The following is a 22871-nucleotide window of genomic DNA, read 5'->3' on the forward strand; positions in this document are numbered from 1 at the left end:
ATGCTGTTCCGGGTCGATCCCACCTCCACCGTGCCGCTCGGCGATCAGATCGCGGCATCCGTGCGCCGAGCCGTCGCCGACGGGACGGTGGCACCGGGCGAGCGTCTGCCCGCCGCGCGGGTGCTCGCCGAGTCCCTCGGGGTCAACGTCCACACGGTGCTGCGGGGTTATCAGCAGCTCCGCGAGGAGGGGCTGATCGAACTGCGCCGGGGGCGCGGTGCGGTCGTCACCGGCGGCGCGTCCCCGCATCGGGCCCGGCTGCTCGGGCGGTTGCGCGAAGTGGTCGCGGACGCACGTGAGTTGGGTATGACGGAAGACGAGCTGCTGGCCCTGGTCCGTACCGCGCTCAACAGCCCGTAGGCCGGGGCGGATCGCGACGGCCGGCCCCGGCGTGGCGGCACGTCGACGAGTGCTCCCTTCCGTTCTTCGTCCGCGGGCCCGGGCGGCCACCCCGTCCTACGAGGTGGCCGCCCGGGCCGCTGGGCTGCCGGGCGGTGTCAGGAGGAGCTGCGCGCGAGCGCGGCCGCGAAGCCGTTCTGCCACAGGTAGTTCACCCGGCTGCGCTCGTTCGCGTTGGGGTAGGGATTCGTGCAGGACGTGCCGGGGCCGCCGCCCGACATCAGCTCGCTGCACGGACCGGAGTAGTGATCCGGCAGGCCGAGCACATGGCCGGTCTCGTGAGCGGTGACGCGGGTCGAGTTGTACTGCCGGTTCTGCGCGTAGTCGAGGAAGATGTAGCCGTTGCCGTGCCCGTCGGTGCTGGCGTACGAGCCGCTCGGGTCGTTGCCCTCGTAGTAGGCGAAGTCGGCGTTCGAGCCCTCCTGCAGCCGGACGTTGGAGACCGAGCTGTTCCAGATCTGCGCGCTGTTGGCTATCTGGGTGCGGAAGCTCGGCGCGTTGGCCGTGCTGTAGACGATGGTGACCGACTGGGCGCCGGGGTTGGCCGCCCGCTTCTCGGCGACGGACTTGGCGACCGCCTCGAAGAACGCCTTGTTGGCGGCGGCGCTCTCGTGCGACCCGGAGTGGGCGGTGTAGCCCGCGTGTTCCGCCGAGGCGGCGGCGGGCGGTGCGGCGGGTGCGGGAGAGGAGGCGATGGCGGGTGCGGTGCCCAGCGCGGCCGCGAGTCCGAAGCCGATGCCGACCACGGCCGACAGGACGGTCCTGGGGTGTCTCATGGGGGGTCTCCTACCGATTACCGATCCGATGAACCCGTCCGATGATCGGACTCGAACGGGGGGCGGTACGGAGAGAGTGTCGGGGAGCGGAAGCCGTGGCGGATGATGTCAACCGGCGATAGCACCGGCCTATCGCCACCTCCGGCCCTGTCGACGAATCATCTGCCAACTCCCGCTGAATTAAAGGGTTTTGATGGGATTGCGGCGTCTGGTGCGTCAGTCGCCCGCCGCCCTACGCTCGACGGCATGGAGCTTGAGGTGAGACACCTCAGGGCGCTGTGCGCCATCGCCGACACGGGCAGCCTGCACCGAGCGGCCCGCACGCTGGGCGTGAGTCAGCCCTCCCTGACCACCCAGCTGCGCCGGATCGAGAACGCTCTGGGCGCCGAGCTGTTCCGCCGGGAACGGACCGGCTGCCGACCGACGTTGCTCGGCCGCGCCGTCCTCAGCCGGGCCCGCCCCCTGGTCGACGGGATGACGGCTCTGGTCAGCGACGCGAAGGCGGAGGCCGACGCGGCCCGCGGCCCGCGGCTGCGCATCGGCTGCACCGCCAGCCGGGTCATCGGCGGCTGGCTGCGCAGGCTGCGGCTCCGGCTGCCCGACACGGACATCTCGCTGCGGGTCGACGTATCGGCCAGCGCGCTGCTGCGCACGGTCGAGGCGGGCGGGCTCGACGTCGCCTTCGTGCACGAGGTCGAGGGCTGCCCGCTGACCGTCCCGGAGGGTTTGGTGCAGCGCGTGCTCCTGGACCGTGAACCGCAGTTCATCTGCATGGCCCGGGACCATCCGGCCGCCGCCCGGCCCGTGGTCGACCTCGGGGACCTGGCCGCCGACCGATGGATGGTCGACCCCACTGTCGACGGTGAATGGGACGGGCTGCGCCGGGTGTTCGGAGAGGCCGGCCTCGCGCCCACCGTTCTGCACGGCGACTACCTCACCGCCGCGTCCCTGGTCGTGCTCGGCGAAGCGGTCGCCCCCTGTCAGCCCACCTCCGGACCGCGCGACGACATGGCGATCCGGCCGCTGCGCGACGACCCCCTCGCGGTACGGCTGTTGCTGGTGTCCCGGCCGGGCGCCGACATGGCGGCGGTGTACGCGGAGCTGGAGGCGGCCTACCGGGAGGCGGCCCAGCGCGCGGCCGGGTACCACCAGTGGCTGCTGCGCAACCGCAGTCCGCTCGCCCGCACGCCGTGACGGACCGCAGTCCGATTCCGCCGAGAGCGAGGAGCGGTTCCGGTCCCGGCGTCCGGCGGGCAGAGTCGGGTCCCATGAGGCTTCTGATGCTGGGCGGTACGGAATTCGTCGGCCGGGCCGTCACCGAGGCGGCGCTCGCGCGCGGCTGGGAGGTGACGGTGTTCCACCGAGGCCGTCACGCGCCCCCGCCGGGCGTGACGGAACTCCTCGGCGACCGCACCGCCGCAGGCGGCCTCGCCGCGCTGGCCGGGGCCGCCGGTCGCGGCGCGGGCGCGGATGTCTGGGACCTGGTCGTCGACACGTGGAGCGGTGCCCCCGCGGCCGTACGGGACGCGGCCCGTCTGCTGGCCGCCCGGGCCGCCCGGTACGCGTACGTCTCCAGCCGTTCCGTCTACGACTACCCGGCCCCGGCCGGTCTGCCCGAGGACGGCCCGCTGGTGTCCGGTGCCTCGCCCGACGCCGGTGGGGACGTCCCGTACCCGCTCGCCAAACGCGGCGGGGAACTGGCCGCGCTCGACGCCTTCGGGGACCGCGCCCTCCTGGCCCGCGCGGGGCTGATCCTGGGGCCGGGGGAGAATATCGGCAGGCTGCCCTGGTGGCTGCTGCGCATCGCCCGCGGCGGGCCCGTACTGGCCCCCGGTACGCCCGACCTGATGCTCCAGTACATCGACGCACGCGACCTCGCCGACTGGCTCCTGGAAGCCGGTCGCGCCGGTCTGCACGGGCCGTACAACCTGGTCAGCCGGCCCGGTCACGCGACCATGGGGCAGCTGCTGGAAGCCTGTGTACGCGCCACCGGTTCCGCTGCGGAACTCCGCTGGACCCCCGCGGAGACCATCCTGGCGGCAGGGGTGGAGCCCTGGAGCGATCTGCCGGTCTGGCTGCCGCCGGGCGAGTTGTACGACACCATGCACCAGGGCGATGTCAGCAAGGCGTATGCGGCCGGTCTGCGCTGCCGACCGGTCGAGGAGACGGTCGCCGACACCTGGAAGTGGCTGGGGGAGCTGGGCGGCGTGGCCCCGCAACGGCCGGACCGGGCCCCGGTCGGCCTGGACCCGCGGGTGGAGGCCGAACTGCTGGCGGGCACGGCCTGACGCACGGGGCATCACGTTCAACGGCGTTCCGGACGGCGCGACCGTGCTGATCGACATCTACGGCAGCAGCCGCGACATCAGCACGCTGATGGGCTCGCTGCCCCGGGCCGGGCTGCGCCAACACCCGATGTGGAACTTTCCCGACCCCATCGAGATCGGGCTGAAGGGCACGCCAGTTCCAGGACAGCGTGCTGGTCGGCAATCGGTCGAGCGCGACGGCGCTCGCGATGAGCGGCACCGAACGCGGTTCCTCGGGCGGCGAACGGATTCTCGGCGGTATTGCGGCGGTATTGCGGCGGTTCTCCTCGTGGCCGGATCGACGGCCGCGCTGATGGTCCGCGGGGGCGTCGGCGCGGCTAGCTTTGGCCCATGGCCGAACTGCTGCTGCACCTCACCGAACGCCCCTTGTGGGAGGCGGCCCGCGGGATCGGGACGTACGAGATGTCCACCCGCGGCCGCACCCTGCACGAAGAGGGCTTCATCCACTGCTCGCTGCCGCACCAACTCGACGGCGTGGCCGAGACGCTGTACGGCGCCGGGAGCCGGGCCGGGACCGGTGACCAGGATCTGGTGGTCCTCGTCATCGACCCCGCCCTGCTCCCGGCCCCCGTACGGTACGAGTCCGTCGCGCCCGGCGGCGAGGAGTTCCCGCACATCTACGGCCCCGTCCCGGTGGACGCGGTCGTGGAGGTGCGCCCCTGGCTCCGCAAGGAAGGCGACCCCGCATGAACCCCGCACCCCCCACCGGACCCACGGGCCGCACCGGCCCCGCGAGCGTCAGCGCTCCCATCGTCGCCGTCACCGGCGCGAGCGGTGCGGTCGGCGGCCGTGTCGCACGGCGCCTCGTACGAGCCGGAGTGCCCGTGCGACTCCTCGGCCGCGACCCGTCCCGGCTGCCGGAGCTGCCCGGCGCCGCCATCGCGCCGCCCGCTCCCTACGGCGACGGGGAAGCCATGCGCCGCGCCCTCGCCGGGGCGCACACCCTGTTCCTCGTGTCGGCGCACGAGAGCCCCGACCGGGTGCGCCGGCACACGACGGCGGTGGACGCGGCGGTCGCCGCGGGCGTCGAACGCATCGTCTACGTCTCCTTCGTCGGTGCCGCGCCGGAAGCGACGTTCACCTTCGCCCGGGACCACTGGCACACCGAGGCGCACATCCGGGTCGCCGAGGTCCGTTACACCTTCCTGCGCGACAATCTGTACCTCGCGGGGCTCCCGGCGATGACCGGCGCCGACGGGGTGCTGCGTGGTCCGGGCGGCGAGGGCCGGGTGGCGGCGGTGGGGCACGAGGACATCGCGGACGCCGCGACCGCCGTGCTGCTGGCCGACACCGAGAGCGACGGCACCCGCCACGACGGGGTCACGTACGACCTCACGGGCCCCGAGGCGTTCACCCTCGCCGAAGCGGCCGAGGAGATCGGCCGGGCCAGCGGACGGACCGTCACCTACGTGCCCGAGACCCGCGACGAGGCCTACGCCTCACGGGCCGGGTACGGGGCCGAGGACTGGGAGGTGACCGGCTGGGTGACGTCGTACGAGGCCATCGCCGCAGGCGAGATGGCCACGGTCTCGGACGCCGTACCGCACCTCACCGGGCATCCGGCGACGAGCCTGGCCACGTATCTCAGGGAGAACCCGGAAAGCTACCGGCATCTGCTGAAGACGGACTGAGCTCCGGTCGCGCCGGGTGTGCGGCGGGCGACACCGCGGGTGCCGGCCACCCCTGGGCGGCATGTGTGCGCGCCCACGTGGCCGGCCGCCCGCCCCTCACCTCACGTACGCGCCCGCCCGCGCCGCCGCGACCGCGGCTTCGGCGGCGCGGTCCGCCGCCGCCTCGTCGAGCGGGTCGCCGCTGGCCAGCAGTCGGTAGTAGAGGGGTGCCGACACGGCGCGGATCACCTCGTCCGGGTCCGTGCCCGCGGGCAGTTCGCCGCGCCCGACGGCGTCGGTGACACAGCCGGACCACTCCTTGACGCGGATCGCGTAGAAGCGGTGCAGCGCCTCGGCGGTGCGCGGATCGCAGGTCGCCGCCGCGATCACGGACTTGAACAGGGCGCCCTGCCGCGGATCGGTGAGGGTGGTGACCACCAGCCGGGCGTTGGCCCTGAGGTCCCCGGCCAGGGAACCCGTGTCCGTACGGGGTGAGGACTGCTCGGCCATGTCGTGGAGAAGGTCCGCGATCAGGCCGGTGGGGGTGGACCAGCGCCGGTAGACGGTGGTCTTGCCGACTTCCGCACGGCGCGCGACATCGGCGAGGTCCAGACCGTCGAAGCCGTGCTCGGCCAGGGCGTCGCCCGCGGCCCGCAGGACGGATTCGCGTACCCGGGCGGTACGGCCGCCGGGTCGGACGGTGCCGGGTTCCGCATCCTCGGATGTCATAACGGGTCTCCAGTTCCATTAGTTGGTCCGACTCTGTTACCGTGACGCTCAATCTTAATGGAACCGTAGTCCCATTACGTCTCTCGTCGAGGAAGGGCCATCATGTCCGCACCCGGTCACGCACCATCGTCCGACGCCACCGACGCCACCGACGCCACCGACGCCACCGACGCCACCGGCATCACCGCTCCGGTCGCCGCCCCGCGCTCGAAGATCCGTATGACCGGACGGCAGAAGCTCGTCCTGGCTCTCCTTCTCGGCGCCCAGTTCATGATCGCCGTGGACTTCTCGATCCTGAACGTCGCGCTGCCCGTCGTGGGCGAGGGTCTCGGCTTCCCGCTCTCCCGCCTGCAGTGGATCGCCACCGCGTTCGCGCTCGCCGCCGCCGGATTCACCCTGTTGTTCGGCCGGATCGCCGACCTCGTCGGCCGCAAGCGGCTGTTCCTGGGCGGCATGGCCGTCCTCGGTCTCTCCTCCGCCCTGGGGGGACTCGCCACCTCGCCCGAAGTCCTGATCACCGCACGGGTGTTGCAGGGTCTCGCCACGGCCGCGGTCACCCCGGCCGGACTCGCCCTGCTGACCACCGCCTTCAAGGAGGGCCCGCTGCGGGAACGCGCGCTGGGCCTCAACGGCGCTCTGATGTCCGCCGGATTCACCGCCGGGGCCGTCCTCGGCGGTCTGCTCACCGATCTGCTCTCCTGGCGCTGGGCCTTCTTCGTCAACGTGCCGGTGGCCGCCCTGGTAGTGGCTCTCGCCCCCGCCGTCATCACCGACTCGCGCCCTGCGAACCGTCCCCGGCCGGACGTCCCGGGAGCCGTGACCGTCACCGGCGGACTGCTCCTGCTCGTCTACGGACTGACCCAGGCAGGTGAGTCCGGCTGGACCACGCCCACCACCCTGGCCGCACTCCTCGCGGGTCTCGTGCTCCTCGTGGGCTTCTGGCACGTGGAGAAGAGGGCCGCTGCGCCGCTGGTTCCCGTGCGCATCCTGAAGCGGAGCAGTGTCATCTGGGGCAATGCCGCGGGCCTGATCGCCTTCGTCACCGAGACCTCACTGGTCTTCCTGCTCACCCTCTATCTGCAGGAGGTTCTCGGCTACTCGCCGCTCGCCACCGGTCTCGCCTTCGGTGTCCTGGGCATCGGCACCGTGATCGGCGGCGCGTCCGGCGGTCGCGCGGTCGGTCGGTTCGGCAGCCGGGCGACCATCGTCATGGGTGGCGTCGTCCAGGCCGTCGCCACTCTTTCCCTGGTGGCGCTCGGCACGTCGGGGGCATGGATCTGGCTCCTGCTGGTGGCCACGTTCATCGGCGGCATCGGCAACATGCTGATGATCGTCGGCTTCATGGTCACCGCGACCTCCGGACTCGCCGACGAGGAACAGGGCCTGGCGACCGGCCTCGCCACCATGACCCAGCAGGTCGGCATCACGATGGGCATCCCGGTGATGAGTGCCGTCACCACCGCCCGGATGTCCTTCGTCGGCGACACCGGACCCGAAGGCGTCCTGTCGGGCGTCTCGGCCGCGATCCTGGTCGACTCGGCCCTCGTACTGGCCGGCGCGCTGCTGGCGGGCGCGTTTCTCGGCCCCCGTCGGACGAGGGCCGGCTCGCGACGGTGACACGGGACGACTCCGCTGCGGCGCGAACCTCCTTCGTGGGACCCGCGGTCACGCGAGAATGCCGGACGGAGGTCGATCCGTCCGGCATCCCGGCCCCGTCAGCCCTCGTCGTGCGCCTTCTGCAGTGCGGCGATGTCCAGCTTCTTCATCGTCATCATCGCCGCGGTGGTGCGGGCGGCCTTCGTCGCGTCCCGGTCACCGATCAGATCGATCAGCGCCTCGGGGACGACCTGCCAGGAGACGCCGTACCTGTCCTTCAGCCAGCCGCAGGGCCCCTCCTCGCCCCCGTCGGTGAGACTGCTCCAGTAGTAGTCCACCTCGTCCTGGTCCGCGCAGTGGATCTGGAACGAGATGGACTCGTTGAAGGTGAACTGCGGTCCGCCGTTCAGCCCCACGAACTTCTGGCCGTTGATCTCGAACTCGACCGCCATCGCCGACCCGGCGGGCCCGGGGCCCGCTTCGGTGTAGCGGTCGATCCTGCCGAGGCGGGAGTTCTTGAAGACCGTGAGGTAGTACTCGGCCGCCTCCTCTGCCTGTCCGTCGAACCACAGACATGTGGTGAAGCCCTCGGTGGTCATCCCTGTCTCCTGTCGTGAGCGCATGTCTGTCCCTGCTGCGCGCATGTCCACCCATACCGACTGATCCCGCCCCGGAAACTCATCGGTCACATGGGGGGGGTATCGGCGGCACCCCGGTCGACGGCCGACAGCCACGGATCGGTGCGCGTCCGGTCCGGGCCGGGGTCGATCCGTCCTCCGTGTACGAAGAGGGGAATCGGTCCCGTCCGGCTCCATATGGTCCCGGTGGGTGCGGCGAGAGTGACCGGCGACGAAGACGACGACGGCGGCCGCATGGACGGCGACCGACAGCATCGCAGCAGGCAAACGGACCGGAACGATCGCCCCCCGGTTCGGGCGAGGTCCGGCAGACCTCTGGTGACGGTGAGGGACGGGGCGGCCGGCCCGGCCCTCACCCCGGACAAACGGCTCGCCTCCGGGGGGAGTTGACCCCTACGCTTCTCGGAACGGGACCGCGCAGTCCCGCAGGTTGCGGGAGCCGTGGCAGAGCGGCCCATTGCAATCGGCGTGCGGGAGGTCCTCCGCATGCCGACTGAGGGGGTTCGGGCGGACCTGCCCTCCCCGTCCGCGGGTTCGAATCCCGCCGGTCCCGCAGCCGTTCGGCTGTTCCCGTGCGTCCGGCCCGGACAGCCCGACCCGTCGGGCCCCTCCCGGTGCCGCCCTCGGCGGGCCCCCGCGCAGTGCGCGGCCACCCGGCACCATTCGCGTCCGGCGCATCGGCAACGCCGCGCCCCCGCAAGCGACTTCGGCACGGCCGAACGGTTTCCGATGCCCAGGGGCGCCGTCGGAGAGTCCCGGGGAGGCGCCTACCGTATGGCCATGTACGTTTCCCGGCTCGGACGACGGGTCGGCAAGGCCTTGATCGTGACAGTGATCGCCACGGCCATATCCCATCTGCTTCTGTCCGATGGGCTGTCCGTGTCCTTGTGGAGCCAGGCGTCGGAGAACATGGGGGAGGCCGTGGCCTTCTCGGATGATCAGGCGTTCACGATGACGGTCCTCAACACCATGATCGCCATGCCGGTCGTCCTCTGGGCCGGCATGCGACTGCTGCGCGAGCGACGCGTCCACCCGATGGTGCTCGTGGGCACCCGCGGCTGGTTCGCCACCGTCGGCCACGGCATCGACGGTATCGACGACCGCCCCGGCGCACTGCTCTCCCTCGGGGCTCTCGCAGCATTCGCCGCTGTCACCGCGTTGTCCTCCCTCCTCCTCAGGCCCCGTCACGCCTGAGTGGTGCTCGGCGCACCCGCGGCCGTACGAAGAAGACCGCCCCCGGTCCGTCATGGACGCCGTGCCCGGCGGCCCGCCGACCGGCGGGCTCGCCGGTACACCGACGGGCCAGGAAACGAAGGCTCCCGGACGGTCGGAGCCGAACGATCAGGCCCTTGGACGCTCCCGCGGCGGCCCGCATACGAAAGTCCCCCGGTCGACGACAGCCGGGCAAGCCTCACGCCTGCCCGCATGCCGAACGGCCCAGCGGTGTCAGCGGATTCGGCCGCTGAGCACGGCCGTCCACGAAGGCCGGCTCCTTCCTTCAGCGGCTGGGTGGTCCGGTCGCGTCGTCACGGAGCAGGTGCAGGACCCCGCCCCCGCTCCCGCTCTCGTCCTCGGCAGGTCTCGGAAACGGTCCCCGCCGAGGGAACCTCACTGGCCCACCCTGCCGTCGACGCACTCGCGCAACAGGTCGGCGTGCCCACAGTGACGGGCATACTCGTCGATCCTGTGAACCATCAACTCCCGCACCGCAATGCGGTCCTTCCCCAGACGCTCGCCCAGATCCGGGTGCTCGGCCAGCGCGGCATCGGTCGCGGCCTGCTCGCGCTCCAGGTCGGAGTACGCGGCGTCGACCTCGGCCTGATCGGCGACGGCGCCGTCGAAGTCGGCGTCGCGCTTGCCGTACAGCTTCGGCAGCGGTTCACCGTCGCTGATCCAGTTGCGCCAGTCCCGTTCCACTTCGGCGAGGTGCCGGATCAGGCCCAGCAACGACATCGTCGACGGCGGAACCGACCGACGGGCCAGTTGCTCCGCGTCCAGGCCCTGGCACTTCATCCGCAGGGTCATGCGGTAGTTCGTCAGGAAGTCCTGCAGCGTCGCCAACTCACCGTCCGAACTGGCTCCTTCGTTGTGACGGGGGTCGTCGTCCGGGTCGACCCACATGTCGGGGTAGACGGTTGCCGGGCTCCAGCGTGCGGGTGTGTCGCTCATGCGTGTCATGTTGGTCCGCGAGGGACCGAGTTGGCCAGTGCGTTTCCCACCGGTGCGCGCACATCAAGCAGGTCCGGCTGTCCTCGGCCATGCGTCCGCCGTCATCGCGCCGCGGACCGAGATGACCGGCGCGGAGATCGAGTCGCGGCAAATGCGGAGGTCGAGTCAGGTGCTGGTCGGGCACGATCTCGGCATGTCTACCGAATTCAGCGGGATGATCGAGTGTCGACCGGGCGCCCGCCTCTGGGGCCCCGACGACGAGGACTCCGTGTGGGAGGCCGCCATCGACCTCTTCCTCCTGAACAGCGGCAACGCCTACGACGCCCTCGCCTGTCTCTTCGGCGTCCGCAACCACTTCGGCTTCCGTCCTCTGGCCGAGGGCCGCGGATTTCCGGTTGACGCGTCCGAGGCGTTGCGAACCGAGTACGCCACCTACGGCGGTCCTCCTGACGTGCATGGCACAACGTGGATCACCTGGTCCGAGCTCGCCGTCGCCGACTGGGGCGAGACGGAGAGCTCCGGCACCCGAAGCCGCGACAGCGTTGCGGGGAACGAGACCCACTGGGGACCGGTCTGGAGCGTGATGCGAACGCTCAGCGAACTCCACGGCGCGGACCAAGTGCGGCTCGTCGTCTGGTTCCTCTGATCGCGGGGTTGGCGGCCAGGCAGCCAGGGACATAGGGGCGTCCGCCTACTTCACTCGCCCCGCATGCCCTCTCTGAATCCTGACAGCCTGACTGTCTCCATCTGCTCAGCGCCCGACTGCCAGGAGCTGGACCAGGCCAACCCAGTTCTCCTCGTCGGCCTTGGTATGGACGGCACGGACCCTCCAGCGTCCGACGGGCAGTGAAACCGCTGCTTGTGCGGGTAGTCCCCCATCCGGATACTCCACGTTCAGTTCAGCGCCTGCTTCGGCGGAGTCCATGAGCGCAGCGGGACCGTTCGTGATCCACGTCCCGCATTCCTCCCACTGGGTGGCGGGATCAGCAAGTACGGCTTCGGCCGCGGCCTTGAGCCCGGTCTCGGAGTCGGCGGCGAGCCAGCGAAGGAAGGTGTGATGCTCGGACATATAACAGGTCGTGGCGGGTTTGTCCCCCAACACCAGTGCCTGCGCCCCGTCCTGGCCGACGGCGATCGCACCGGCCAGATCATCCACCGCACAGGCCCTGTCGTAGTCGTCCGGATCGATCCCGTCCCCCGTGATCATCCCACCCTCTGTGCACCCGCGCCATGCATTCAGCGCAGAGACGGGGATCACGATCAAGGGACCGCCCATCGACTCCACCCAGTCAAAGGGCGCGTGTGACGTGTCGGCTGAGACCGACGAGGAAGATCTCATGGCAACAGTGTGCGCTCACTGATCGTTTCAGAATGGATTCGATGTCGATGGATGCCAGGGGGTCTGTCTGTGCAGGCCTGCGGAGTGCCCGCACGACTTCGACAAGTACCGTCGCTTGCTGTGGAAGCGCGGCATCAGCCCGTTCATCGCACGCCGGGGCACCATGCACGGCTCCGGCCTTACCCGTTGGGCGGTTGAGAAGACCTTCGCCTGGCTCCATCAATTCAAACGACTCCGCACCCGCTACGAACGCTGGGCCGACCTCTACCGAGGCCTATTGGAACTGAACTGCGCCATCATCTGCCTGCGCCGAATCGGCTGATCACCCCGGAGTGATCAGCAAAACCATGGTGCATCTCAGCGGCTGCTCGATGTGCGGACTGCTGCCCCCGCTGCCCCGAGCGCAACCGAGGCAGCCTGACACGAACCCGGGGCAGAAGAGCTGATGCCCCGCCACGACGTGTGGCGAGGGCATCTGACCGGGATCAGCGGTGCAGACCGCGTTCTCCGGGTCTCATGGCCCCTGGTGCGGCCGGGGGCTGCGTGGAGGACATGCCCGGCGCACCGTCCCGGTCGGCGAGGTCGTCGCGGATGCGCTCCTCGGGCATCTCGCCGCGCGCCCCTTCTGGGAGTGGCTGTTCACGGCGGGGGAGGGTGAGCCCTCAACTACCGCCGCTGGGAGACGGAGTGGAACTGTGCCCGGAGGGCGCTCCAGGCGGCCGAGAACGAGGTCGCCGGGCGCGAGGGCCGCAAGCCCGTCGAGCTGCCCCACATGGTCACCCACGATCTGCGGCACTTCTACGTCTCCGCGCTCATCGCCGGCGGCGCGAGCGTCAAGCGGGCGCGGTTGGTCCTCGGACACGCGTCCACCGTCATCACGTTGCGGATCTACGCGCACCTGTGGCCCGGCGAAGAAGACCGCACCGGTCCGTCGTGGACGCCGTGTTCGGCGGCCCGCGGACCGGGTGCGGTCGGGTGGGCGATTCGACCGACGAAAGTGAAGGTCGGGCGGCCCGAGCCAGGATCAGGCCTTCTTGGTCTCCCAGTAACGGGCCGGGTCGGTGACCTGCGGAGAACTTCCCGAAGGTCGCTGACCTGGCCTTTTGCTGTTGGCTGGCGATGGGGTGCGACGGTCTTGATCGGGTGTCTTGCGGACTGCATGCGGACTGCTGCGGCTACGTAGCGACAGCAGGGCGCCCGCAGCAGTGCTTGAACTTCCGTCCGTTGCGCATCATGCATGGGCATGGGCGGTTCCTGCCGGGCTGAACCACGGTCAGCGGTACGGCGCCGCCGACCGCGTTTCCCGTGGCTATGGCACGCAGCAGGTAGGAGGGATCATCGGCTGCCATTCCCTGCAGGTTCCTGCCGACCACGACGATCAGCGATCCCTCGGCTGTTTCCCGGTACCAGCGAGGGAGGAAGTTCAGTGGCATCCGGTGCAGGAGCTGGCCGTTTGGTCCAATGATAGAGAGGTTGTTGTCTTCAAGTTGTGCCTGGACGTCATCGTCGGTGACGCTAGGGATGTTGCGCATGTCCAGCGGGCTATCGTCGTCCGACAGGAGCATTGTCTGCAGATTAATGAACCCTGCATTGCGGTAGTTCGCCAAGACGAGATCTTTTACCTTCCCATCGTCGTGCGAGACCCACCCGCCGTAGCAATCTGCGATGATTCCCACTTGATCCCCGCCGAACAGAATGCATTCCACCTCAAAAACTACCTTTGGTTCCTTCGGCGCCCTGCCCTTCAACTGGACCACCTTGGAAGCTACGCAGTGAGGGTGCGCCAACCTCAGCATGAGGCGATTCATCCCCGAGTGCTCCATGAGGAGCAATTCGGCCTCCCCTGTCTCATCAACCGAGAGGTTACAGGCGGCGCATGTCTGTCGAGAGTTCCCTAGATGGGCGGTTAGTTGTTCGATGTCGAGTCCGGATAGTGCTTCTCGTACCGCATCCGAGACATTGATCGTTCTTCCGTCGGTAAGCGCCGTGGCGGATTTGCTGACCTCGCCATCGGCTCGTATGACCGCTCCATCACTGACAGTGCGAAGGCGAGCGCGGATGGCCTCCAGGACACGGTTGTCGAGTTTCCGATCGGTGCCCAGCAGTTCCTCGATCGTCGGCTCTCCGGGAACGTCGTGCATTGAGTCCAAGTGCAGACCTCTGAGCAGCACAAGCGCGTCACCCGCGTCTGACCAACCGCCGAGTTCTTGGTGTAGATCGAAAGCCTTGCGTGCATGGGTGCGGGCTTGCTCGGTGTCGCCAAGCGCCCAGCAGGAACGAGCCAAGTTGAGCAGGCAGGGGGCTTGTAGTGTGGCATCTTCGAGCTGCTCGATGAGAATCAGCGCCCTGTGAAACGCGGTGAGCGCCTCCTCGTGATCACGGGAGTGTGCATGGTGCGATCCGACGTTGAGATGAAGGGCTGCCTCGAGCGACTGCATGCCCAACTGCTCGGCCACGGGGATCAGCTTGAAGATCTCAGCGACGGCTTGCTCTTTCTCCTCGCCGTGAAGTCGGCATACGGCGGCCATGCCACGGGCCGTGAGGAGCACATGAAGATCCTTCTGTTCTGCGGCAAGTTCGGCGACTGTGTCGTACTGATCGAGTGCTTCGGTCCACTTGTCGTTTCGGGCTTGCACATTGGCCAGGGCCATCCTGCAGTGCAGGACGGCCGACTTGTCACCGGCCCGCTCACACTGGTCGAGCGCCTTGGTGACCGTCGACATGGCCTCCTTGTAGAGGCCCCGGCGCGAGTAGAGGACGGCGAGGGCACGGGACGCCTGCGCCCGCGTGGCGGGGGACACTTCGTCCGACATCACCGAGATCACCGAATCCAGGGCCTGGGCGCCCTCCTGCCATCTGCCCGCGACGAGAAGTGCCTCCCCGAGCGCAGCTTTGGCCTGAGCCAAGCCGCGTTTCTCATCGGTCCCGTCCAGTAGCTGAACCGCTTCCGTCAGATAGGCGACGGTCTCGCCAATTTGACCCCGGTGCCACAGGTACTCGGCGTTCTTCTGCAGAGTCTGGGCGATTACGATCGGGTTCCCCAGGTGCTTGGCCATGTCACGGGCATCGGCGAAGTAGGTTTCCGCCTCATCGAGATGGCCGACGCCACCATGGTAAGAAGCCAAGTAGGCCAACGCTCGAGCCGCGTGCTCGTAGTCTCCTATCCCGGCGGCCAGATCGGCGCATTCACTGAGGTGTTCCGCCGCCTGGTGGATATCTGCTTGCTCTGCGGCCTTACTGCCGATTCGAAACAGAGCTCTGATTTGTCCCTGGATGTCACCGGTGTCTCGATAGATAGCAAGCGCGGCCTGCAAGGGCTGAACGGGGGCTGAGATCGGCCGTTCCTCTGAGGGAGTCTCGGCGAGTTCCATCAGTGCCTTTGCCTCCCACTCCCGGCTCCCGACGGCTCGTGCCCGCTCGATGTCGAGTGAGGCATCCCGGGCCGCCTCAGTCAGTCGTCCTGTCCTGCGCAACAGCGCCGCAAGTGCCCCGCGGTTCCACAGCTCCGTATGGCTGTCCATGCGGGACAAGTTCCTGCTGTTGTGCAGGTATTGGTCAGCCCGGCGAAACTGGCCAATGGCCAGGTGGGCCTGGCCTAGATGCCCCAGGGCATGGGCCAGCATTCTCTTGTCCCCGATGATTCGCCAGAAAGGCAACCCGTTGCGTAGAAAGGGGATGGCGTCACGGGCTCGCCCGAGGTTGATGAGTAGAGTTCCCGAAGCGATCTGCGCCATGTGCATCTGGTACAGATTGTCGGCCTCGTGTGCCGTCTCTGCGCTTCGTTGATACAGATCGGCAGCTCGCTCTGTGTCTCCAAGGTGGCCAGCCACCATGCCCAGGTTGTATAGGGCTGATGCCGCCCACTCAGGTTTCCCGGAGTGTGTGCCAGCTTCGAGTACGCACTCATAGACCCGGCCCAGATCCCTCCAGTGACTGCCGTGCCACAGTGACGCGGTGAGGTCGGAGGCGAGAGCGACGAGTGGTCCCCACACTTGATGTTGCCCAGCCAGTTCGGTCATGGCAACAGCACCGGGACGATCCGCGTTCAGTACGCGCAGGGAGTCTGCATTACCCTGCGCTGGCACCTTTGCTTCTCTGTCCACGAAGCCGATCGATTCGGTTGCCGCCTGAATCCGAACGGCAAGCACGAGGCAGGTCTGCCTGATAACGGATTCCCTGTGTTCCGCCTCGACCGAGGCTGCTTTCAGGCGGGCGAAGCGGTGCAGAATATCGTGGAATACAAACCGGTCCTCGTCGATCTGCTCGATGAGGCTGAGCTCGAACAACGAGTCCAGCAACTCTGTTGCGGCATCGATTTGGGCGTCATCGAGGTCAGTCTGAGGTGAGATAGCAGCAGCAACCACGTCCGGGGTGACGGACATATGCGGCAGGACCCCAAGAGTGGTGAAGAGATCTGCCTGCTCTGGGCTGAGCGCGCTGTAACTTCGCTCGAGCACGGGCTCCAGCGCGGTCTGCCCCGCCCGTAGGGCTCGCAGGCCGCGATCAGGACTTGTGATCTCGTCGAGGAACCGGTCGACGTTGACTTTGGGCCGGCGTGCCAGGTGAGCGGCTGCCACATGTAGGGCCAGGGGATGCCCGGCGCACGCCTCGGCCAGCATGCACACCTGTCGGTCGGTCAGCCGAGTAGGCCCGGCCACCGCCCTGACCAGCTCTTCACTGTGGCGGTCGGGCAACGGCCCGATCTCGATGAGAGTCACCAGCGCGGTCAGCCCGCTTAGCTTTGCCCGGCTGGTACAAACCAAGCCGAAAGGTCCGTCTACCTGGAGCACCTCACGGAGCGCCTCCTCAGAGGCGATGTCGTCGATGAGTAGCAGGACCCTACTGTCGGACAGCGTCGCGCGAAGCGCAGCGAGTTGCTGTGCGCGGCCCTCGGGAAGCGGATCGCCGGGGCACATTGTCGCCAACAGTGCCAGCACCAGATCTACGGGGTCCCCTTCGCCCGCGGCAAAGGAGAGGTCGACGTGGAACTGCCCATCTGGGTAGACGTCTGCAACGAGCCGGGAGAGACGCAGTGCGACGGCGCTCTTGCCGATCCCAGGTGGGCCGGTCACTACCACAGCCGCTCTGCTGTCACGATGGGGGCTCTCAAGAAACCTTCGCCCCTCGTCGATCTCCGCCTCACGTCCGAACAGACGGCGGAGCTCTCTCGGAAGACTGGGGCTTGCGCGAATGCCTGGAGGAGAGTGGTTGGCCTCCAGCCGCTGCACGTGGTCATGTAGCCGCGCCAGCACATCACCCGACAACACTGCGTCAGCGTAGGCGTGGCGGACGTCCTCGTTATTGTCCAGCAGTCGGCAGATCTTGTCGTAGTGCCAGACCTCCCATCCCTTGAGCGGGAGCTGCAGCTCGTGCACACGCTCCCTCAGCGCCTGCTGGACGCGGTCGATGCCCCCGCTGCCCGGCACTGATGAGAGAACGACGTTGCTTGTGATGAGCAGGTATTCAGGCAGGCGTCCCTTTCGGACGCGGTTTGAGTGCGGATCGGCCCACGCACGTAGCTCGGAGTTGATGTGACCAATCAGCCACTCGGCGTCCTTGGCAGTGCCTTCTGGACGCTTGCGGAACTTGGCTTGCAACACCCCGTAGCCAGTCCAGGGCGCATCGCGCGTAGGAAAGTGATTCAGGCTCTGAAAGGAGGCTTCGCGACCGCCGTCAGGGCCGTCTCCGAAGATTTCTACGGACGGTCCGAGTGTCTTGAGGGCCAGAGCCTGGGACATTTCCTCGAACCGGTTCGGCCCAAGGCCGGTGAGAGCGTAGTCAGTCATGGCGAGCATGATGAGGCACGACACTGACAACGAGATGCTGAGTCTCGCGCCGAGGACAAGGACTGAGTGCGGACGGCGGGGCGCAGATCTGCTGGCTCAGGCCGCTGTGGCACAGGTTGAGCTTGCGGATGCGGGCGGTGGCGCCACCATGACAGTGGGTACGCTCCTGGGCGCTGGCGTGGTCGCCCACATACGGCCGATCTTGGTTGCCGGATGGAAGCGATCCGGCAACCAGCCGCGCGGCAATCGTGCTCTATCGCCAGCCGTCAAGTGAGACCTCTGGCCCGCCACCGAGATATCGGTGGAGGGCGCTTGAGGTGGTGTCCACAAACTCCTTAGGAATTGCATCGGCGTCGACCCAGCTGACCCGGGCGTGCTTGCGGGGTTCGCGGTTTTCGGGTTCGCCCGTCCAGTCGTGGGCGGCGAACACGACCGTGAGGAAGCCGTTGGGGGCTTCAACGCCCCAGGCGCCGTGGATGATGTGGGCGACCTTGAGGGACTCGGGCTTCACGGTGAGGCCGGTCTCCTCGTAAAGCTCGCGGACGGCGGTCTCGGTGATGGGCTCGCCCGGTTCGCTCTTGCCGACGGGGAGGTCCCACAGGCCCTGGGCGAACTTGGCGTTCTCGCTGCGCTGGAGGAGGACGACGCGGTTGGTGGCCTTGTCGTGGACGATGACGGCCGCGACCAGCAGGGTCATCGATTCGAGCGCCGGCTTGAGGGCTTGGGAGCGGTCGTCGGTCTGCTGAACCACGGGGGTTCCCTTCGTCGGGCGGGTTGTTGGGCATGTTAAGCGAGGGCCTCGCGGGCGCGGCGGGCGAGATCAGCGGCGCCGGGAACACGGCGGCGCTGGTAGATCGCGAGCGTGGAACGGATCGAGGTGATCGCCTTGCGGGTGCGGTCGGAGGTCATGCCCTCCATGAGCACGAGGGCCTGTGTCCAGGCCGCGACCGCTTCGTCGGCGCGGGCCTGGGCGGCGAGGCTGTCGCCGAGGTCGGCGTGGGTGAGGGCGTGGACGCGCTTGTACTTCTCCGGGTCCCAGCGGGTGAGCGCGTCGCGGTGCTGCTGTTCCGTGCCGATGTGGTCGGCGAGGTCGGTCAGGGTACGGGCGGTGTGGCTGGCCACGGTGCCGGCGGCGGGGCCGCTGACGCGGGAGAAACTGGGCTGGGGACCGTCCTCGCGCAGGAGTGCGTCTTCGGCGGCGAGGAGAGCGCGGGCGGCCAATGGGTTCTCGCCGACCGCTGCGTAGGCGCGGGCGTGCGTGATGTGGAGGAGCGCTTCTGTCTGGCCGTCGACGTGGCCGAGGCCGCGGGTGAGGGCGCCTTTGACGAGGTCCACGCAGTGGTGGGGTTGCTTGAGGCTGAGGGATTGATGGGCGAGGGCGCGCATCATCCAGGCGGCGTGGCCGTGGGGGCCGGCTTCGCAGGCAAGTTGGTAGCCGACTTGGTAGTAGCGCTGGGCGGCGCCTTCGTGGCCGAGGTCGTGGTGCTTCCACCCTGCGAGGTAAGCGAGTTCAGCGACAGCACCGAAGGCGGCCTGGCGTAAGGGTTCCGAGGGGAACCGTCCGCGCAGCATAGGGGCGGCGGTGTCGGCGAGGTAGGCAGTAACAGTGGTCAGGCCGTGCCCGCCGCCGAGCCGTTCGTCGGCGGCGCTGAAGGCTGACGTGATCTGTCGTACGACGTCGATGTCGTCGCTGCCGACGAGGGAGCGGGCAGTGCGGGCACGGAGCATCCGCGAGGTGGCTTCGTGGTCGTGCAGGAGCGGCATGGCCACGCCAGCCGTGGTGAAGGCGGCGATGGCGAGGAAGCGGCGGCGTTCGACGTCCGCGCGGCCGAGGTCGGTGACCGCGGTAACGGGGTCGGCGTCCGGTGGCGACTCCGTATCGGGTGAGTGGAGACCGAGCTCGGTTCGGGTGACGACGCGGCCCAGCCGTCGGGAGAGGGCCTCGGCAAGGTACTGCCCTGTTCGGCCGGACGGCGCGCGGGCACCGCCCACCCAGTGGGAGATGGCCGACTTGTTGGTCTGGAGCATTTCGCCGTTCTCGGCGGCGATGCGGCGTACGTCCTTGGCGAGCGCGTCATACGTGCACCCGGCGGCGTTGATCGTGTCGCGCAGGCGGGAGTTGGCGCTGGTCGGTGCCGGCACGATCGCCTCCGCTACGGATCCGTAAACCGTGTATACCGCTTGGCCTCGCTCACACCGTACCCACTCTGCGTAGCGGGCGGTTCACTTATCGACAGCCGCCCCACTCTCGGGCCGGGCGGCCCCCAAGTTCCGTACGCCCTAACGGGTTCGGGCATTTCTGTGCCCCGGCCCGGACGATCAGAGACGGAGACACGGTGACCACCATCGACACCGCGACCATCACGGTCGAGCTGCCCGACGCCTTCGACCCGCGCTGGAACCGCCTGCCCGGCATCCAGGTGGACGGCCGGCGCATCACCATCGACCCGGCCGAGCACTTCTTCCGCTTCGAGTCCAGCACCTGGCTCGTCGCCGACTGGGATTTGGTGAAGGCCCAGCTCCTCGACGTGGAGGAGACCAGCGAGAGCGCGGTCGAGCAGCTCGCGCTCGACTTCATCAAGAACCACGGCGAGTCCACCTCCGACGCGGCCCGCGTCCTGGCAACGGCGTACGGGGTGTACTCGTACCTCTTCCGCGAGGAGCACCTGGCCGGTCTCGGCCTCCCGCAGGTCACCGCCGACCACCTGCACATGCTGCGCGAAGCGGCCACGCTGATGGCGCTCAACAAGGTCGAGCTGGACGGGCACATCTCCAACGTAGGCCCGTGCTGGTTCTTCCCCGCCGCCACGTGCGTCGTCTTCGACCTGGACGAGGCGACGGGCGGAATGCTGGACGAGGTCTACCACGGCGGCTGGTTCAACGAGCACCGACGGATCGAGTCCATCAAGGCCCACGCCGCGCTCGGCGGCCGGCTCGTGCACGGCTGCCAGTCCGTACCGGACCAGTCTGGCGGCGTCGTCGCACCCTACGGTGCCTCGATGGCCAACTTCCGTGACGACCTGGCCGAGTTCAAGGCGGGCTGGATCGAACAGGTCTACGCCCACCGCGTGACCGCAGCCAAGTAACCCCGCCCCCAGTACGGCTCCGGGGCGGGCCAGCTCGCGCGCCCGCCCCGGAGCCCACCAGTCTCCTGGAGACCCCATGGACCAGAGCCTGTCCGCCACCCTGCTGGACGACCTGTGCACCCTTGTCGGCAAGCCCCTCCCCGAACGTGCCGAGATTCGTGTCTGGGGCATGTCCGGCGTCGAACGCGTCACCTTCCCCGACGGCACCACAGCCGTTTTCAAGTACGCCAAGGAACCTTTCGACCGCGAGGCCCAGGCCCTGCGGATGGCCCACCAGCGCGGGCTCCCTGTCCCCACCCTCCACGCCACTGCCATGCAGGACAAATGGCTCGGGATGCTCATGGACGACCTCGGCACTCCCGTACGGGATGCCGACGACCTCGACGGTGTCGCCGCCGCCGTGATGCTCCATGCCGCCCGCCCGGCGGGCGGACTGCCCCTCCTCGACGGGGCCGGCCTCGCAGCTCTGCCCGGCCGAGCCCTCGATCACCTCCAGCGGCTACGGAAAGCTGACCGCTGGGCGGACTGCGATGACGTCGAGACCGCGCTGGGGGAGATCTCCGCCGCAGCCGAGGCCCGTGTCCAGGGTGCGACGCTCGACCCGTTCGGCTGGGTCCACTCCGAGTTCCACCCCACGAGCGTCCACATCGGGGAGAACGGCTGGCACCTCCTCGACTTCGCGCGCGCCTTCACCGGCCCCGGCCTGATCGACCTCGCCTCTTACCACGGCACCACCGACGTACCGAGCCCTTTCCGCACGCGGGTGTTCTTGGAGCAGTACGTCACCGCAGGCGGCCATGAGGACGCCCTCGCTGCCCGGGGCGGCCTGGCCGCCGAGGCATGGGCCCTGGGCTGGCACCGTATGTGGGCCGTGGAGTGGTTCATGGAGCAGGCCATCCGCTGGATCGACGACCCGGCCAAGGACCCCGCGTACATCGCCGTCGTCCGCCGCCATCTGAACGACGTGGTCCAACTCCTGGAGGTCTAGGTGCTCGCCCAGGTCTCCCCCTGGTACGCCCACGCAGCCCAGCGCGCAGCCGCCGCCCCCGCGCAGGCCCTCACCGCACCGGCCCGGATGGAATGGAGCACCCACGCGGGCATCGGTCCCGGCGCCGAGATCCTGGGACGGAACCTGTGTGGCAAACGTGTCCTGGAGCTGGGCTGCGGCCCCGGCCACAACGTGGCCCACCTCGCGAAGCACCACCAGGCCCGCGTCACCGGCGTGGACCTGGTCGGCCTCCAGGTACGCCGGGCCCGCTCCCACTACGGCCACATCGACGGCGCCACGTTCGCTGCCGGCCACGCACTGCACCACCTGCAGGCCACCAGTCAGACCTTCGACGCGATCTACTCCGTCTTCGGCGCCGTCGGCCTCGTCGCCCCCGAGCTCCTCCTTGCCGCCATTTCACGACGCCTGAAACCGGGCGGTGTGCTGGCCTTCTCCGTTCCCCACCCGGCACGGGCCGGAAGACATCCATCCACGGACGACTGTCCGCGCGAGGACTACGTCACCATGCCTGACCGCACCCGACTGCCCCTCGCTCGATGGGAGTTCGACGCCCGCCGCTGGGGAGCCCACCTCTCCCGGGCGGGCCTGCGCGTCACCTCGATGGTGGAGCTGCGGCATCCGCGCCGCGACCCATGGGCTACCACCCTCCTGATCACCGCCCGCAAACGCTGACCGACGGAGGCAACGATGCCCCTGCCCTACCTGCTTCTCGACATCGACGGCGTCCTCATACCGTTCCCGGCCGCCGACGGCAGCACCCCGCCCACCCACGTCCGCCATACCGTCCTGCCCACCGGCCGGCACCCTGACGATCCCGTGCTCGTCTGGCTCGACCCGAGTCAGGGCGGCATTCTCACCGACCTCCTGACCAGCGGGCTCGTCACCCCCGTGTGGTGCACGAGCTGGCGCAAGGACGCCACCACGATCGTCGGCCCTCTCCTGGGGCTGCCCGACTTCCCTTACCTCGACCTGCCCCGCCCCCAGATCACCACGAGTCACCCCGACGGCTACCTCTGGAAACGCGACCACGTTGACATCTGGCTGGCAGACGCCCCCGCCGTCTGGATCGACGACGACTTCACCGGCCTCGACCACGCCTGGGCGGCGGAGCGCACTGCCAAGGGAACGCCGACCCTTCTCGTTCAGCCCGACCCACATTTCGGCCTGCAGCCCGAGCACCTGACCGAGGTCACGACGTGGGCCTCGCAGTTGACCGCAGCCCATGCCGCCTGACGACTTATGCCCTCGCTGCCATGAGTAGCGAGGGCATAAGCCTGATGAGCATGGTGCCCCACTCGACCAAGATGTGCGGGAGGTCGACTGTGTACCGACCGACATGACGCCTGAGCTTGCCAGTTGAGACTTCGAGCTCTCTGCCAACAGCACAGGAGCCTTGTACGTTGTGGG

The 22871-nt window shown here is 68.7% G+C and carries 22 protein-coding genes, 1 tRNA gene and 2 pseudogenes; 16 read left to right on the forward strand and 9 right to left on the reverse strand.

Annotated elements, in window-relative coordinates; genetic code table 11:
• Positions 1-360, forward strand: a complete 360-nt coding sequence (locus tag ACIQCZ_RS05460; RefSeq protein WP_402279885.1) for a GntR family transcriptional regulator — start codon at positions 1-3, stop codon at positions 358-360.
• A 137-nt stretch (positions 361-497) separates the two neighbouring features.
• Here ACIQCZ_RS05460 and snpA read toward each other — a convergent pair whose 3' ends face one another.
• Complete coding sequence (snpA, locus tag ACIQCZ_RS05465; RefSeq protein ID WP_402279887.1) at positions 498-1175, reverse strand: snapalysin; 678 nt, start codon at positions 1173-1175, stop codon at positions 498-500.
• Positions 1176-1421: 246 nt separating this feature from the next.
• Between snpA and ACIQCZ_RS05470 the strand changes: the two genes are divergently transcribed.
• The 5 genes from ACIQCZ_RS05470 to ACIQCZ_RS05490 all read left to right on the forward strand — a co-directional run bounded on the left by ACIQCZ_RS05470 (position 1422) and on the right by ACIQCZ_RS05490 (position 5133).
• Positions 1422-2369 carry a LysR family transcriptional regulator gene (locus ACIQCZ_RS05470; RefSeq protein ID WP_402279889.1) on the forward strand — a complete coding sequence of 316 codons (948 nt, stop codon included), beginning with the start codon at positions 1422-1424 and terminating at the stop codon, positions 2367-2369.
• 86 nt (positions 2370-2455) lie between these two features.
• Entirely contained in the window at positions 2456-3463 is a 1008-nt protein-coding gene (locus ACIQCZ_RS05475) for an NAD-dependent epimerase/dehydratase family protein (RefSeq protein ID WP_402280236.1), read from the forward strand.
• A 188-nt stretch (positions 3464-3651) separates the two neighbouring features.
• Positions 3652-3795: a hypothetical protein gene (locus ACIQCZ_RS05480; protein WP_402279890.1), complete on the forward strand. Its 144-nt coding sequence runs from the start codon at positions 3652-3654 to the stop codon at positions 3793-3795.
• 37 nt (positions 3796-3832) lie between these two features.
• Positions 3833-4192, forward strand: coding sequence for a DUF952 domain-containing protein (locus ACIQCZ_RS05485; RefSeq protein WP_402279892.1), 360 nt, complete (start codon positions 3833-3835; stop codon positions 4190-4192).
• Positions 4189-5133 (forward strand): NAD(P)H-binding protein, encoded by a 945-nt coding sequence (locus ACIQCZ_RS05490; RefSeq protein ID WP_402279894.1) that lies wholly within the window; start codon positions 4189-4191, stop codon positions 5131-5133. The genes ACIQCZ_RS05485 and ACIQCZ_RS05490 overlap by 4 nt, the downstream gene beginning before the upstream one ends.
• 96 nt (positions 5134-5229) lie before the next feature.
• Here the strand turns inward: ACIQCZ_RS05490 and ACIQCZ_RS05495 are convergent, their stop codons facing one another.
• Positions 5230-5841, reverse strand: coding sequence for a TetR/AcrR family transcriptional regulator (locus ACIQCZ_RS05495; RefSeq protein ID WP_402279896.1), 612 nt, complete (start codon positions 5839-5841; stop codon positions 5230-5232).
• 102 nt (positions 5842-5943) lie between these two features.
• Between ACIQCZ_RS05495 and ACIQCZ_RS05500 the strand changes: the two genes are divergently transcribed.
• On the forward strand, positions 5944-7458 hold the full coding sequence (locus ACIQCZ_RS05500; RefSeq protein WP_402279897.1) for an MFS transporter: 1515 nt from the start codon (positions 5944-5946) through the stop codon (positions 7456-7458).
• 98 nt (positions 7459-7556) lie between these two features.
• On the opposite strand, the gene ACIQCZ_RS05505 is transcribed toward ACIQCZ_RS05500, so the two are convergent.
• A complete protein-coding gene (locus ACIQCZ_RS05505; RefSeq protein WP_402279899.1) occupies positions 7557-8036 on the reverse strand; it encodes a VOC family protein in 480 nt (159 codons plus the stop codon).
• 473 nt (positions 8037-8509) lie between these two features.
• On the opposite strand from ACIQCZ_RS05505, the gene ACIQCZ_RS05510 reads away from it, so the two are divergent.
• Positions 8510-8628, forward strand: a tRNA-OTHER gene (locus tag ACIQCZ_RS05510).
• Positions 8629-8855: 227 nt separating this feature from the next.
• Positions 8856-9269, forward strand: coding sequence for a hypothetical protein (locus ACIQCZ_RS05515; protein ID WP_402279901.1), 414 nt, complete (start codon positions 8856-8858; stop codon positions 9267-9269).
• A gap of 414 nt (positions 9270-9683) precedes the next feature.
• Here ACIQCZ_RS05515 and ACIQCZ_RS05520 read toward each other — a convergent pair whose 3' ends face one another.
• Complete coding sequence (locus ACIQCZ_RS05520) at positions 9684-10244, reverse strand: DinB family protein (protein ID WP_402279902.1); 561 nt, start codon at positions 10242-10244, stop codon at positions 9684-9686.
• 193 nt (positions 10245-10437) lie between these two features.
• Between ACIQCZ_RS05520 and ACIQCZ_RS05525 the strand changes: the two genes are divergently transcribed.
• Positions 10438-10890 carry a hypothetical protein gene (locus ACIQCZ_RS05525; RefSeq protein ID WP_402279904.1) on the forward strand — a complete coding sequence of 151 codons (453 nt, stop codon included), beginning with the start codon at positions 10438-10440 and terminating at the stop codon, positions 10888-10890.
• A gap of 105 nt (positions 10891-10995) precedes the next feature.
• On the opposite strand, the gene ACIQCZ_RS05530 is transcribed toward ACIQCZ_RS05525, so the two are convergent.
• Positions 10996-11583, reverse strand: a complete 588-nt coding sequence (locus tag ACIQCZ_RS05530) for an immunity 21 family protein (protein ID WP_402279906.1) — start codon at positions 11581-11583, stop codon at positions 10996-10998.
• A 94-nt stretch (positions 11584-11677) separates the two neighbouring features.
• Here ACIQCZ_RS05530 and ACIQCZ_RS05535 point away from each other — a divergent pair.
• Positions 11678-11905: pseudogene (locus ACIQCZ_RS05535) on the forward strand (transposase); the annotation flags it as partial.
• A 163-nt stretch (positions 11906-12068) separates the two neighbouring features.
• Here the strand turns inward: ACIQCZ_RS05535 and ACIQCZ_RS05540 are convergent.
• Entirely contained in the window at positions 12069-12191 is a 123-nt protein-coding gene (locus tag ACIQCZ_RS05540; protein WP_402280263.1) for a hypothetical protein, read from the reverse strand.
• On the opposite strand from ACIQCZ_RS05540, the pseudogene ACIQCZ_RS05545 reads away from it, so the two are divergent.
• Positions 12138-12648: pseudogene (locus tag ACIQCZ_RS05545) on the forward strand (tyrosine-type recombinase/integrase); the annotation flags it as partial. The gene ACIQCZ_RS05540 and the pseudogene ACIQCZ_RS05545 overlap by 54 nt on opposite strands.
• 110 nt (positions 12649-12758) lie before the next feature.
• Here ACIQCZ_RS05545 and ACIQCZ_RS05550 read toward each other — a convergent pair.
• The 3 genes from ACIQCZ_RS05550 to ACIQCZ_RS05560 all read right to left on the reverse strand — a co-directional run bounded on the left by ACIQCZ_RS05550 (position 12759) and on the right by ACIQCZ_RS05560 (position 19511).
• A complete protein-coding gene (locus ACIQCZ_RS05550; RefSeq protein ID WP_402279907.1) occupies positions 12759-17369 on the reverse strand; it encodes a tetratricopeptide repeat protein in 4611 nt (1536 codons plus the stop codon).
• 253 nt (positions 17370-17622) lie between these two features.
• Positions 17623-18120 carry an NUDIX domain-containing protein gene (locus ACIQCZ_RS05555; RefSeq protein WP_402279909.1) on the reverse strand — a complete coding sequence of 166 codons (498 nt, stop codon included), beginning with the start codon at positions 18118-18120 and terminating at the stop codon, positions 17623-17625.
• A gap of 35 nt (positions 18121-18155) precedes the next feature.
• The gene (locus ACIQCZ_RS05560) at positions 18156-19511 is read right to left on the reverse strand and encodes a tetratricopeptide repeat protein (RefSeq protein WP_402279911.1); all 1356 of its coding nucleotides are present in this window, start codon (positions 19509-19511) and stop codon (positions 18156-18158) included.
• A gap of 194 nt (positions 19512-19705) precedes the next feature.
• Here ACIQCZ_RS05560 and ACIQCZ_RS05565 point away from each other — a divergent pair, with 194 nt between their 5' ends.
• From ACIQCZ_RS05565 to ACIQCZ_RS05580, 4 genes are all read left to right on the forward strand, one after another.
• Positions 19706-20455 carry a hypothetical protein gene (locus ACIQCZ_RS05565; protein ID WP_402279912.1) on the forward strand — a complete coding sequence of 250 codons (750 nt, stop codon included), beginning with the start codon at positions 19706-19708 and terminating at the stop codon, positions 20453-20455.
• A 76-nt stretch (positions 20456-20531) separates the two neighbouring features.
• Complete coding sequence (locus ACIQCZ_RS05570; RefSeq protein WP_402279914.1) at positions 20532-21443, forward strand: aminoglycoside phosphotransferase family protein; 912 nt, start codon at positions 20532-20534, stop codon at positions 21441-21443.
• Positions 21444-22136, forward strand: coding sequence for an SAM-dependent methyltransferase (locus ACIQCZ_RS05575; protein ID WP_402279915.1), 693 nt, complete (start codon positions 21444-21446; stop codon positions 22134-22136).
• A gap of 15 nt (positions 22137-22151) precedes the next feature.
• A complete protein-coding gene (locus tag ACIQCZ_RS05580) occupies positions 22152-22697 on the forward strand; it encodes an HAD domain-containing protein (RefSeq protein WP_402279917.1) in 546 nt (181 codons plus the stop codon).
• The last annotated feature ends 174 nt before the right edge of the window (positions 22698-22871 follow it).

The organism is Streptomyces sp. NPDC093149 (assembly GCF_044754145.1).
GTDB lineage: Bacteria > Actinomycetota > Actinomycetes > Streptomycetales > Streptomycetaceae > Streptomyces.